General features: G+C 58.2%; 11 protein-coding genes. 9 read left to right on the top strand and 2 right to left on the bottom strand.

Translation table 11 applies throughout. From position 1 onward, the window contains the following. Positions 1-13: 13 nt before the first annotated feature. The 3 genes from EI293_RS17845 to EI293_RS17835 are packed head-to-tail and all read left to right on the top strand — an operon-like array spanning position 14 to position 2,263. Complete coding sequence (locus EI293_RS17845) at positions 14-406, top strand: MaoC family dehydratase (RefSeq protein WP_044001134.1); 393 nt, start codon at positions 14-16, stop codon at positions 404-406. A 59-nt stretch (positions 407-465) separates the two neighbouring features. Next, positions 466-1,323, top strand: a complete 858-nt coding sequence (locus EI293_RS17840) for a carbohydrate deacetylase (RefSeq protein WP_170170429.1) — start codon at positions 466-468, stop codon at positions 1,321-1,323. Beyond that, a complete protein-coding gene (locus EI293_RS17835) occupies positions 1,310-2,263 on the top strand; it encodes a GNAT family N-acetyltransferase (RefSeq protein ID WP_125439917.1) in 954 nt (317 codons plus the stop codon). Before EI293_RS17840 ends, EI293_RS17835 begins: the two co-directional genes overlap by 14 nt. 124 nt (positions 2,264-2,387) lie before the next feature. On the opposite strand, the gene EI293_RS17830 is transcribed toward EI293_RS17835, so the two are convergent. Together EI293_RS17830 and EI293_RS17825 are read right to left on the bottom strand one after the other, a co-directional pair. Next, positions 2,388-3,770 carry a hypothetical protein gene (locus tag EI293_RS17830; RefSeq protein ID WP_125439916.1) on the bottom strand — a complete coding sequence of 461 codons (1,383 nt, stop codon included), beginning with the start codon at positions 3,768-3,770 and terminating at the stop codon, positions 2,388-2,390. Positions 3,771-3,782: 12 nt separating this feature from the next. Then, positions 3,783-5,045, bottom strand: coding sequence for a tol-pal system protein YbgF (locus tag EI293_RS17825; RefSeq protein WP_125439915.1), 1,263 nt, complete (start codon positions 5,043-5,045; stop codon positions 3,783-3,785). A 112-nt stretch (positions 5,046-5,157) separates the two neighbouring features. Between EI293_RS17825 and EI293_RS17820 the strand changes: the two genes are divergently transcribed. The 6 genes from EI293_RS17820 (at position 5,158) to obgE (ending at position 12,278) form a co-directional block, all read left to right on the top strand. Beyond that, on the top strand, positions 5,158-6,072 hold the full coding sequence (locus EI293_RS17820) for a M20/M25/M40 family metallo-hydrolase (protein WP_125439914.1): 915 nt from the start codon (positions 5,158-5,160) through the stop codon (positions 6,070-6,072). Positions 6,073-6,123: 51 nt separating this feature from the next. Next, the gene (locus EI293_RS17815; protein ID WP_170170428.1) at positions 6,124-7,305 is read left to right on the top strand and encodes an acyltransferase family protein; all 1,182 of its coding nucleotides are present in this window, start codon (positions 6,124-6,126) and stop codon (positions 7,303-7,305) included. A gap of 116 nt (positions 7,306-7,421) precedes the next feature. Beyond that, on the top strand, positions 7,422-9,632 hold the full coding sequence (locus EI293_RS17810) for a sodium-translocating pyrophosphatase (RefSeq protein WP_125439912.1): 2,211 nt from the start codon (positions 7,422-7,424) through the stop codon (positions 9,630-9,632). A 122-nt stretch (positions 9,633-9,754) separates the two neighbouring features. Beyond that, positions 9,755-10,294 carry a hypoxanthine phosphoribosyltransferase gene (hpt, locus tag EI293_RS17805; protein WP_125439911.1) on the top strand — a complete coding sequence of 180 codons (540 nt, stop codon included), beginning with the start codon at positions 9,755-9,757 and terminating at the stop codon, positions 10,292-10,294. 131 nt (positions 10,295-10,425) lie between these two features. After that, entirely contained in the window at positions 10,426-11,049 is a 624-nt protein-coding gene (locus tag EI293_RS17800) for an adenylate kinase (RefSeq protein ID WP_125439910.1), read from the top strand. A 230-nt stretch (positions 11,050-11,279) separates the two neighbouring features. Further along, the gene (gene obgE / locus EI293_RS17795; RefSeq protein ID WP_125439909.1) at positions 11,280-12,278 is read left to right on the top strand and encodes a GTPase ObgE; all 999 of its coding nucleotides are present in this window, start codon (positions 11,280-11,282) and stop codon (positions 12,276-12,278) included. The last annotated feature ends 392 nt before the right edge of the window (positions 12,279-12,670 follow it).

The raw sequence follows: 12,670 nt of genomic DNA, 5'->3' as shown, positions 1-12,670 counted from the left end.
ATTTTTCTCTGCTATGTTAGAAATCGGCCAGAAAGCCCAGCTTTCCAAAACCATCACCGACGCCGACGTGCGCGCCTTCGCCCAGCTTTCCCTCGATACCAATCCCGTGCATCTGGACGAGGAGTACGCGCAGCAAAGTCTGTTCGGGCAGCGTATCAGCCATGGCATGCTTTACGGCTCGCTCATTAGCGCCGTGCTGGGCACGCAGCTGCCGGGTCCGGGTGCCATCTACATGGGCCAGACCTTTAAGTTTCTGAAGCCGGTGTACCTCAACGACACCATCACGGCCCAGGTGGAAGTGCTGACGCTCAACGAAGAAAAGCACATTGCCACTTTGCAGACCACCTGCGTAAACCAGGATGGCAAGCTCGTGCTGACGGGCGAAGCCACCATGAAATACGCCTGATTTTTCTGATTTAACTGCTGGCCGACTCCTTGAGAATGGGGCCGGCCGTTGCTTTTCGTATGCGCAAAGTCATTATCAACGCCGACGACTTCGGGCTGTGTGCCCCGGTGAACCGCGCCATTGTGGAAAGCTACCGGGCGGGCAACCTCACCAGCACCACCATGATGGTGGCCATGCCCGGCACCCAGGAAGGAGCACAGTTGGCCGCCGAAAACCCTGGGTTGGCCATCGGCCTGCACTTCTGTCTCACCGAGGGCCGGCCCCTGACCAAAGCCGCGTCGTTGGTGGATGCCAACGGCAACTTTCTGGAGCGCGGCGCGCTGATGAAAAAGCTGCTGCTGGGCCGGGTGCAGCAGGCCGAGGTCGCCGCCGAGTTTGAGGCGCAGTACAACGCGCTGGTGAAGCTGGGCATCCGGCCTACCCACACCGACTCGCACCAGCACACGCACATGAACCCGACGGTGTTTGGCGCCATGCTGCCGCTGCTGAAAAAACACCGTCTGCCGGTGCGTCTGGCTATTCCGCTGAAGCCCGATCTGAAGCTACTGCTCACGCGTCCGCCGAAATTCCTCAAGCAAAGCGTGCTATACAACGCCAGTCAACGGTTCCGCCGCCAGATCAGCACCCGCACCGACGATTTGCTGGTGTCAGTCCACGATTTGAGCACGCCGCCCGCCGGCTACACCGCCGATACGCTGCGGGCGTTGGTACATGAGGCCCCGGCCGCCGCCGAAGTGGTGGAGCTGATGGTACACCCCTACATTCCGGGCCCCGAGCTGGACCAGCTTTACCCCACGGACCTGGACCAGCGCCGGCCGTTTTTCGAGAAATGCTACGCGGAACACCGCATCCTGACCGGCAAGCCCCTGTTTGCCGACGACCCGACCGTAACCCTGACTACCTATGGCCAACTCTGACGAAATTACGCTGCACCGCGCCACCGCCACCGATCTGGCCGATGTAGTAGAACTCAACCGCGTCGAAAACGACGACGATCGGATGACCACCGGCTACCTCGACTGGTGGTACTTCAACAACCCCTTTAACTCCTTCAGCTTCTTCCTCTCGCGCATTGGCGGGCGGGCCTGCGGCATGTGTTCTTCCAATGATGCCCAGTTCGTTATCAACGGGCGGCCCTGGAAGGCGGGTTTCATTCAGAAGGTGCTCACCAGCAATGAGGTGCGAGGTAAGGGCCTGTTCGGTAAGCTCTACGTCAAAACCGATACCGACTTCTTGGAGCGCGGCGGCGACTGTTTCCTGGCCTTCCCCAACGCCGTAGCTAAGCCTATCTACCTGGCCAAATACAGCTACAGCCACGGTATCTACCCCGATCTGACGCTGCTGTTTACCAATCCGCTGCACCTGGCGGCCGGGAGCCAGCATGAGGTGGTAACTCAGCTGGATTCCGCCTTCTTCCGGCAGCCGACTTTCCAGTTTGAAAACGCCATGAAGAAGGACGAGAAGTTCCTGAACTGGCGTTACCTCACCTTTAAGTCGGAGCACTACAAGTACGTGGCCCTGGCCGTGAAGCGGGCCGGCAAGCTGGTGGGCTACGCGTTTCTGAAGAAAATTCAGAAGAAAGGGCTGCCGGTATTCGTGCTGATGGACGTGAGCTTCCACAACCAAGCCGATCTGGCGCACATCATCAAGCAGGCCCGCGTGTACGCAGCCAAGCAACTGTCGGTGGGTTTGCTGTACATGGGCAACCCGCTGATTGATGCGGCTACTGCAGGTGTAGCCCGCAAGGTGTGGCGCAACCAGTTCGATTTCTTGGTAAAGGGGAAAAACCAGGACGAAACCGACGAGCTGGCGAAAGTCACGTTCAACTTCTTCTTCGGCGACCTGGATTTCGTGTAGCCGATACAGCGTAGATAGTAGGTATCAAGACTTTTTTCTTTGATACCTACTACCTCCCAAGGCCAAAAAGGCGCGGCCTTCTCAACTACTGAGAAGGCCGCGCCTTTTTGGTCTTGGTAGCGAATTACGCGCCGGCCAGTTGGCGGGTAACCGGCCGGGCAATGATGCGGCGACGCGCTTTTTTCTTCACCGGAATGGCATCCTGCAGAATGAACAGAGCCGTCACGTAAAAAGGCCACATAGGAATGCGGTAACGCACCAGGTTACCGAAGTTGCCGGAGGTAATGGCGGTGCCAATGGCGAACAACACGGAAAAGATGATGCAGAACAGCACCAGCGGCGTGCTGCCGATGCGGCCCAGCGTGCGGAAGAAACCGGTTTTGCGGAATACCTGAATGGTCAGGTACGTAATCCAGAGGACCTCCAGACCCGAGAGCAGCATAACCGGGTTGCTGACCTCCCACATGAACGGCCGGAACAAGCCGATGACAATGGCCTTGGGAGCCAGCTTGGGAATATCGGCAGGGCCGGTGAAGTCCTCCATAGCGTAGCCGGAGTTGCCCATGCCACGGCCTTTGTTTACTTCCGTGTGGCTGATGCTGTTATGGTAAGTAGAGGCCACCGTCGCCCGGTCCTCAATCTTGTCGAAGTCGTAGTTCTGGTTGCCGGAAGCTACCGACTGGCTGATGGCAAACCCGACCACGCCCCCCAGCACAATCATGATGGGCATGATCAGGGCCCGTAGTAAGCCGGATTTGATGCGGGCACTGTACTGGGTGGTTACCCACAGCATAACCGGCGGAATGAAGCTGATGAGGATGTAAATCTTTACCGATTTCAGCACGAAGCCTGCCACAAGAATGGCCACCGCTGCCTGCACCATCTGAGTACGGGCTACCAGCAGGTTGTAAAAGGCAAAGAACATCCAGCCCAAAGCGCCAATGCACAAGGCATCCTTGGAGATACCGGAGCCCCAGAAAAACACTGATGGCACAAAGAACACCGCAATAGCCAATTGTTTGTACAAACGCGGGTAGAGGCGCAGAAACGTATTGTACAGAGCCCACACGCCGCTGAAGCTGATAAAGGCAAACATTAGCGCAATGACGGAATAGGTGTGAAAGCAAAACAGGCCAAAAAAGCCGCACACCTTCACAATAAAGTACTCGGTTTCCGAGTGAAACCAGTGCATCTGAGCTACATACTTGGCCATGGAGGCGTCGTACACATTGTTGCTGGCCAGCATGAGCTTGATGCCCACAGCCGGCGAGTCAAAGAACGCCTCGTGAATAGTTTTGCTCTCGTTGAAGTAGTTGAACGTGTCACCGCCCCCGTAGTAAAACTGATAAATCAGCCCCAGCGAAATAGCCCCCAGAAACTTCACCGACAGGGCCGGAATAAAGTATTTCCGAGTAAGCGGGTTGGTAAACCGCTTCCGCAGCGCAAACGCCAGCCCATATAGCAGGCCGAGGTATAAAGGCGTCAGAAATAAATCCTTCAGTTCCATGAGCGTAGGGCGTTACTTTTTCGGAGCGGCCTTCAAATACGCCTTGGCCTCCCGGTACTGTTCCGATTTCTTGTCGGACTTGTCCAATACCACGGTGTAGTAGCGCTGGGCGGCTGGGGCATCTTTGGCCTTATCGGCCAGGCGGGCCAGGGCCAGATTGGCAAACACGTAGAAGCCGTACTTGGTTTCCCCGTTCAGCTCCGCGAATACGATGCAGCGCTGGTAGTATTCCTTGGCCTTGGTATAGTTCTTATACCGGTTCTGCATCAGATACCCCAAAAAGTAGGTCGCGTAGCGGCCACTATTAGCCTCGTACCCGGGGAGGCCCTGGTTGAGCTTCTCCAGCATATCCCGGCTCACTCGCTCGCACTCCCGAAACTCGCCCTGCCGAAAGCAGATGTTGGCATAGATGCGCTGGAAATAGCCGTTGTCGGGGTAGGTGGTGGCCAGATAGCGGGCCAGCGGCATGGCCTGTTCTGGCTTGTCTTCTTCGTTAAGCAGAATGCGCATCAGAAACACGCGCGCTTCCGGCCCCACATAAAAGCCATTATCGGCCACGTTGCGGAGCTGCTGCAGCCCCAATTGCTTATTGCCCTTCGGAAAGAACAGCAGCACCGGCTTGAGGAGCGGATAATTATCGGGAATCCAGACGGCGTAATAGTTGAACAGGGCCTGTCCGAACAGAAACTCCGGGCTGAGGCCGTTAGCTTCCTTGCTTTTATCCAGGTAATCAAGCGCCCGCTTGGCACTGACGGTGGCTTTGCGCCAGTCGTGGCGCTCTGCGTGCAAACGGCCGTCGAAGCCATAGCCTGCGGCCAGAAAGAAACTGGCTTCGTAGTTCTTGTTATCTGCCTTATACATTGCCTCCCCTTTGGCAATGGTAGTATCCATATAAGCGAAAAACTGCTTGTCGTAGAGCGTCGTCTGGATGCCGGTGGGCATAATTTTCCACCACGTACTCAGCCCCAGCAGGAAGTAGGGCATGGGGTGGTTGGGGTAGCGGCGGCGCAGGCTGCGAAACTGCCGCTCAGCCTTGTCATATTTGAAATTGTACAGGTTATATACCGCTCCTTCCAGCTCCGTCTGGATATCCTTATCCATGAGCAGCCAGCCCTTGGTATCCACGGCGGCCGGGGCCACATCCACGTTTTCCAGCCGTACTTGCCGCACCGAGTCGGGTAGGGCAGCGGGCCTGGCAGTGTCAGGTTGCTGGGCCCAGACTGCCAGCGGCAGCAACAGGAGAAGCAACAGGACAAATTGAACGCGTGGGAGCATAGGTATTCTAAAGTTGCGGCTTCAAACACTAACTGGAGTATGCCCTCCACCGCCCATACAAGCAGCTAAAGTAGAACATTTGTCCTAGTTTTGGACAAATAAGATACTAGGTATGCAGCTTTTACAAGCCCTTTGTCAGATTTCCGCGCCTTCCGGCCACGAAGCTCCGCTTACGGAATACTTACTTGACTACATCCGGACGCATCAGGCCGGCTGGCGCACTCACCCAACCGTGCTGGCCGGAGGAGAGTTCCAGGATTGCATTATTCTGGTATTCGGTACGCCCCGAACGGCGGTTTTTGCGCATTTGGACAGTATTGGCTTCACGGTGCGCTACGGCCGGCAACTGGTGCGCATCGGTGGCCCCAACGTGGAAACCGGCTACCGGCTGGTAGGCCAAGATTCGCAGGGGGAAATCGACTGCACCCTGGTGGTGGATAAGGAAACCGGGGCGCTTAGCTACGACTTTCACCGGGACGTGGAGCGAGGCACGGAGCTAACGTTTTACTGTGACTTTCGGGAAACGGAAACCACGGTGCAAAGCTGCTATCTGGATAACCGACTGGGCGTATGGAACGCGTTGCGCCTGTGCGAAACCCTCGAAAACGGTATTGTAGCGTTTAGCTGCTGGGAGGAGCACGGCGGCGGCTCGGTGGCGTATCTGGCGAAGCACATCTACGAAACCTACGGCGTGCGTCAGGCCCTGATATCGGATATTACTTGGGTGACGGAGGGCGTACGCCCGGGCCAAGGCGTGGCCATTTCCCTGCGCGACTCCCTGATTCCGCGCCGCAGCTATGTGGAGCGCATCCGGCGCATTACCGAGGCCGCCGGCGTGCCGCATCAGCTGGAAGTAGAAGGCAGCGGCGGCTCCGATGCCAAAGAGCTGCAGCACGGTGCCCAACCCTGGGACTGGTGTTTCATCGGGGCTCCCGAGGACAACGTGCATTCCCCGCACGAAATCGTGGATAAGCGCGACATCAGCAGCATGCTGGCTTTGTACCAGGTGTTGCTGCAGGAGCTGTAGTTGTCGAATAAACTCGGACCTTTGCAGCCCATCAACAGTTCAGAATCAGGCGTGAATCCTTCTACCCAACCGGTGGCCGAGCAGGCCCCTCTGCAGCACCTTACTTATCAGGAGTTAGATATTCTGCATGCATTGCGGGGCTTCTGCGCCTTTTACGTGGTGATTTTTCACGCCAAATTTATCCTGTGGTCGGGGGGGCGGCAGTATCTGCAGGTGCACCCACGCGCCACCTGGGGTGCGCTGGATTACTTGGCTTTCGGGGCTGATATGCTCAGCTCGGCCGGCTACGAAATGGTGATATTCTTTTTCGTGCTGTCGGGCTTTTTCATCCGGTACGCGCAACTGCGCAAGCACCGCAAGCCGGTAGCGTTTTACATCAACCGAATCGTACGAATCTATCCTCCATTCCTGTTCGCCTCGGTACTGGCGGCCGTGGGGCTGTGGTGCGTGGCGCGGGGCATCCCGGCGGCAGTAGCCGCCGATAACGGTCGGGAACTGAACACTACTCTGGCGGAGGCCTGGCGGGAGCTGAGCACGCTGAACCTGGGCGGCGTGGTCCGGACGCTGGGATTTTTGCAGGTAGATAAGGTGTACATCGGTTACAACGACGTGTACTGGTCGTTGCTGCCGGAAGCCATTTTCTATCTGGCCGTACCGCTGGCGTTCTGGCGGATCTGGGTGTACTATGGCTTGTCAATAGCCATCCACGCGGTGGGCTTGCTCTGGACCCAGCACGGCCCGCTGAACCCGTTCATCGATTATCTGCTGACGTTCAACTTCTACTTCGCAGTAGGAGCCATGTTCTACGATGCGGTGGTACGCACGCCCTGGCTGACATGGGGCCGTCGGGTGCCCGCCTGGTTGCTGTTGTTGCTGATGGGCGGCCTGTTCGGGGCCTTGTTGCTATTGGCCGTGCTGAAGCTAAAGCCCATTTCCGGCTTGGTAGCCACGCTGCTGGCCGTGCTGAGCATGACCACGCTGCTGGCCGGCAAAGTTTCCGCTCAGAATCCATTGATGCGGGGCCTGCACAAGCTGGGTGTCTTCAGCTTTTCGCTGTATCTCTACCATTTCCCGCTGCTGCTGCTCTGCTACGGCAGTCTGGTGTACCTCACGGGCGAAACGGTGTTTTACGCCCGCTATTACTGGCTGGCCCTGCCGCTGGTGACGCTGGTAGCCTATGCCCTGTACTGGGTAACGGAGCGGGCTTCCGTAAATTATTTCCGCAAAGTATAAACGGCGGCGCAGGCAGTTCTGGGTCAGAGAGTTGGAGTTGCTGGTAAAACCTCTATTTTACCAGCAACTCTTTTGCTTTTCACTCTCCCCACCAAAACACCCTGTTCCCACCGTTTATGATGAATATTCTCTACGTAGTGCCGGCGCTGGGCGTGCTGGCGTTGCTCTACACCTGGCTGCGCGCGGGCTGGGTGAGCCGACAGGATGGCGGCGACGCCAAAATGCAGACCATTGCCGGCTACATTGCCGACGGGGCCATTGCCTTTCTTCGGGCCGAGTACCGGGTGATGATGATTTTCGGCTTGATTGCCTCCGCTTTCCTGTTTTACCTGGGCAGCACCGGTGAGAAGTCGAGCCCGGTTATCGTCATTGCCTTCCTGATTGGAGCGGTACTCTCGGCTCTAGCCGGTTTCATCGGGATGAAGATTGCCACCAAGGCCAACGTGCGCACGGCCCAGGCCGCCCGCACCAGCCTGAGCCAGGCCCTGAACGTGTCGTTTTCGGGGGGCTCGGTGATGGGGATGGGCGTGGCCGGTCTGGCGGTGCTGGGGCTGGGCTCCTTGTTTATCGTGTTCTACCAGTTGTTCGTGGTGAGCAAGGGCGGCACGGCCAACGGCATTGAGATGGAAACGGCCCTGGAAGTACTGACCGGCTTCTCCCTCGGCGCCGAAAGCATTGCTCTCTTTGCCCGCGTGGGCGGCGGCATCTACACCAAAGCCGCCGACGTGGGGGCCGACCTCGTGGGCAAAGTAGAAGCCGGTATCCCCGAGGACGACCCCCGCAACCCCGCCACCATTGCCGATAACGTGGGCGACAACGTGGGCGATGTGGCCGGCATGGGCGCCGATTTGTTCGGCTCTTACGTGGCCACCATTCTGGCTACCATGGTGCTGGGCCGGGAGGTAGTAGCGCGCGGCGACGAGTTTCAGGGCCTTTCACCCATCCTGCTGCCGATGGTAATTGCCGGGATGGGTATCGTGGCCTCACTCATTGGCATTTTGTGCGTGCGGGTGAAGGAGGGCGGCAACGTGCAAGCGGCCCTGAACCTGGGTAACTACGTGTCGGTGCTGGTGTCGGCGGTGGCTTCCTACTTCATTATCCGCTGGATGCTGCCCACTGAGGACCTCACTATCCGGGGCATCACCTTCAGTGCCATGAACGTGTTTTACGCCGTGCTGGTAGGGCTGGTGGTGGGTACGCTGATGAGCATCATTACCGAGTACTACACCGCTATGGGCAAGCGGCCGGTGCTCAGCATTGTGCGCCAGAGCAGCACCGGGCACGCCACCACCGTCATCGGGGGGCTGGCCGTGGGCATGGAAAGTACCGTGCTGCCTATTATCGTGCTGGCGGCGGGTATTATCCTGAGCTTCGAGTGCGCCGGCCTCTACGGCGTGGCTATTGCGGCGGCCGGCATGATGGCTACCACCGCCATGCAACTCGCCATTGATGCCTTCGGACCCATTGCCGACAACGCCGGCGGCATTGCCGAAATGAGCGAATTGCCCAAGGAAGTGCGCGAGCGGACCGATATTCTGGACGCCGTGGGCAACACGACGGCCGCCACCGGTAAGGGCTTCGCCATTGCCTCAGCTGCTCTTACGTCGCTGGCGTTGTTTGCCGCCTTTATGGGCACGGCCAACATCACGTCTATTGATATCAGCAACGCACGCGTGCTGGGCGGGCTGTTCGTGGGCGCCATGATTCCGTTCATCTTCTCGGCCTTGGCTATTTCGGCGGTGGGGCGCGCGGCTATGGCCATGGTGCAAGAAGTGCGCCGGCAGTTCCGCGAGATTCCCGGCATCATGGAAGGCACCGGCCGGCCCGAGTACGAGAAGTGCGTGGCTATTTCCACCCAGGCCGCCATCCGCGAAATGATGCTGCCCGGGGCCATTGCGCTGGTGGTGCCGGTGCTGGTAGGCTTCACCTTCGGCCCCGAGGTGCTGGGCGGCACGCTGGCCGGCGTCACGGTATCCGGGGTGCTGATGGCCATGTTCCAGAGCAACGCCGGCGGGGCCTGGGATAACGCCAAGAAGTCGTTTGAGAAAGGCGTGATGATTGACGGCAAGATGGAATACAAAGGCTCCGACGCCCACAAAGCCTCCGTCACGGGCGACACGGTAGGGGACCCGTTCAAAGACACTTCCGGCCCCAGCATGAACATCCTCATCAAACTCATGAGCATCGTCTCGCTGGTGATTGCGCCCCACATTGCCGCCCCCGAGCGCGGCGTGGCCCAGCAGCCGGAAACGTTACCGGCGGTGAAGTACGAGTTGACGGTTGGCAGTCAGGAGGCGTCGGCCGGCATTCCTGCCAACAACCGCTAGCCGATATCTCCACGGCCAGTAACGATTCGACTACATTGGGAGAAGCCGCTTTCCTGCCGGGAGGGCGGCTTTTTTCTGCTACCTTTGCCCGGCCCGCTCACCCACGGCCCAACCCCAAACGGATGAATCCGGACCATATTTCGCTGCACAACAAGCAGTTCGAGCCGTACTTGTCGGCCGCCCAGCTTACGGCGGCTATCCGCGAGGTTGCTGCCCGCATCAATCAGGATTACGCCGGCCAGCAGGTGCTCTTCGTGGTGGTGCTCAACGGCTCCTTCATGTTCGCCGCCGATTTGCTGAAGGAAATTTCCCTTGATTGTGAAATCTGCTTTATCCGCGTGGCCTCGTACCAGGGCACTAGCAGCACCGGCGAAGTAAAGGAAGTGCTGGGCCTCACCGAGGAAATCCAGGGCCGCCACGCCATTATCCTCGAGGACATTGTGGACACCGGCCACACCATGCAGATGCTGCTCGACACGCTGGGTGCCCGGCAGCCGGCCTCGCTGGAAGTCGCCACGTTGTTCCTCAAACCCGAATGCCTGCAACACGAGCTGCCGCTGCGCTACGTGGGCCTGAGCATTCCCAATGATTTTATTGTAGGCTACGGCCTCGATTTTGACGGGCTGGGCCGTAATTACCCGGATGTGTACAAGGCCGTGTAAAGCCCGACGAGCCGGATAGCGCAGCTAAAATTCGCCGGCCCGCGTAAAGGCTTTCCCGTTCCTTGCGTATCTTACCAAAACCCTCCCGTTTTCTCCTTCCCGCGTATTTCCGCGTAACCCCCTAGCTACTCATGCTGAATCTCGTGCTCTTCGGCCCGCCCGGTGCCGGCAAAGGAACGCAAAGCCAGAAGCTGATTGCCCGCTATAATCTGGTTCATTTGTCCACCGGCGACCTGCTGCGCGCCCAGATCACCCAGGGCACGGAACTGGGTCTGCGGGCCAAAAAACTCATGGATGAAGGCCTGCTCGTGCCCGATGAAGTGGTGATTGGCATGATCGGCTCGGCGCTGAAAGACAACAAACAGGCCTCCGGCTTTATCTTTGACGGCTTCCCGCGCACCGTACCCCAGGCCGAAAGCCTCGACCGGCTGCTGGCCGAGCACGAAACCAACGTGTCGTGCATGGTGGCTCTGGAAGTAGCCGAGGAAGAGCTGGTGAAGCGCCTGCTGGAGCGCGGCAAAACCTCCGGCCGCCCCGACGACCAGGACGAAACCAAAATCCGCAAGCGTGTAACGGTGTACAATACGGAAACTGCCCAGGTGGCCGGTTACTATGCTACCCAGCAGAAATTTCACGCCCTGAACGGCATTGGCGCCATCGAAGACATCTTCGGGCAGATCTGCGGTATCCTCGACCAGCACCAGCCCGCCGCTACCGAAGGCAGCCGCCAAGCAACCGACGAAGTAAAAGCGTAACTTTGCCGCTGCTACCCGCCTGGGTAGTGGCAGAATCATCTGTCATCCTGAGCGAAGCGAAGGATCTTATCCCATCTGAGCGAGTCGTTACCACGATTAGCGTTCAACCGGTATAAGGTCCTTCGCTTCGCTCAGGATGACAGCTGTTTTTCAGACAACCTCATTGAGAAGCAAGAACGAAGAACCACACAATTCTTAATTCTTAATTCTTAATTCTTAATTCCAAAGAAGTGGCTTCCAATAATTTCATCGACTACGTCAAAATCAACTGTCGCTCAGGTAAGGGCGGGGCGGGTTCGCACCACTTTTTCCGGGCCAAGGGCCTGCCCAACGGCGGCCCTGATGGTGGCGACGGTGGCCGGGGCGGCCACATCATTCTGGAAGGCAGCACTCAGCTCTGGACGCTGCTGCACCTGCAGTACCAGAAGCACCTGATTGCCCAGGCCGGCGAAAACGGCGGCGAAAACCTGCGCTCCGGTAAGCAGGGCGAGGATATCATCATTCAGGTGCCCCTCGGCACCATAGCCCGCGACGCCGAAACCGGCGAGAAGAAGCTGGAAATTACGGAGGAGGGCCAGCGCCTGATCCTGACGCCCGGCGGCCGGGGCGGCCTCGGCAACGACCACTTCAAATCTGCCACCAACCAGGCCCCACAGTACGCTCAGCCCGGCGAGCCGGGTATTGATGAGTGGGTGATTCTGGAGCTGAAGCTGCTGGCTGACGTGGGCCTAGTAGGCTTCCCCAACGCCGGCAAAAGCACGCTGCTGTCGGTGGTATCGGCGGCCAAGCCCAAAATTGCCGATTACGCCTTCACCACCCTCACGCCCAACCTGGGCGTAGTGGCCTACCGCGATTACAAATCCTTCGTGATGGCCGATATTCCGGGTATCATTGAGGGCGCGGCCGAAGGCAAAGGGTTGGGTACCCGCTTCCTGCGTCACATCGAGCGGAACTCCATCCTGCTGTTCATGATCAGCTGCGACTCGCCCGACATCAACGCCGAGTACGGCGTGTTGCTCAACGAGCTGGAGCAGTTCAACCCCGAACTGCTGGAGAAGCGCCGCCTGCTGGCCGTTACCAAGTCCGATATGCTGGACGAGGAGTTGGAAGCTGAAATCCGCGCCTCATTGCCCACGGATCTGCCGACGGTGTTCATTTCCAGCCTCGCCAACAAGAACATTCAGAAGCTGAAGGATCTGATCTGGGAGGCGTTGCACACGCAGGCGTAGTCAATCTACAACTCTGCAGATATTGGGGTTTTCGGAAGCGTATTGAACGGACAGTGTGTCGCCAAGGCGTAACCCTGAAGTATTGTTGAGAGCGGCAGTCTGGTAAGTACCTAATGGCGTACTGAATTGGGCTCTGAATAATTTGGTTCTACTCGTAGGGCGGGAACTGTTCCAGGTTGCAATAACTACTCCGTCTGTCTTGATTCCGTTACTGGCAAGGACCTGCCTTTCCCAAAAGCCCATCCAATATCCCAGAGCTGGCCCGACTAGGGAGTGTTTACAATTAGAGCCAGGTCAAGGCGGCAATCAAGCAGCAGGTGGCAAAGTAGTTCGCCGCTCGTTTATCAAAGCGGGTCGCCACAGCCCGGAAGCGTTTTAAGCCGTTAATGGCT

The organism is Hymenobacter perfusus, from assembly GCF_003944765.1.
GTDB classification, from domain to species: domain Bacteria; phylum Bacteroidota; class Bacteroidia; order Cytophagales; family Hymenobacteraceae; genus Hymenobacter; species Hymenobacter perfusus.
This window is presented reverse-complemented; position numbering and strand designations above follow the sequence as displayed.

Coding starts and splice junctions, on each gene's coding strand:
- EI293_RS17845 (WP_044001134.1), top strand. CDS start 14: ATGTTAGAAATCGGCCAGAAAGCCCAGCTTTCCAAAACCATCACCGAC.
- EI293_RS17840 (WP_170170429.1), top strand. CDS start 466: ATGCGCAAAGTCATTATCAACGCCGACGACTTCGGGCTGTGTGCCCCG.
- EI293_RS17835 (WP_125439917.1), top strand. CDS start 1,310: ATGGCCAACTCTGACGAAATTACGCTGCACCGCGCCACCGCCACCGAT.
- EI293_RS17830 (WP_125439916.1), bottom strand. CDS start 3,770: ATGGAACTGAAGGATTTATTTCTGACGCCTTTATACCTCGGCCTGCTA.
- EI293_RS17825 (WP_125439915.1), bottom strand. CDS start 5,045: ATGCTCCCACGCGTTCAATTTGTCCTGTTGCTTCTCCTGTTGCTGCCG.
- EI293_RS17820 (WP_125439914.1), top strand. CDS start 5,158: ATGCAGCTTTTACAAGCCCTTTGTCAGATTTCCGCGCCTTCCGGCCAC.
- EI293_RS17810 (WP_125439912.1), top strand. CDS start 7,422: ATGATGAATATTCTCTACGTAGTGCCGGCGCTGGGCGTGCTGGCGTTG.
- hpt (WP_125439911.1), top strand. CDS start 9,755: ATGAATCCGGACCATATTTCGCTGCACAACAAGCAGTTCGAGCCGTAC.
- EI293_RS17800 (WP_125439910.1), top strand. CDS start 10,426: ATGCTGAATCTCGTGCTCTTCGGCCCGCCCGGTGCCGGCAAAGGAACG.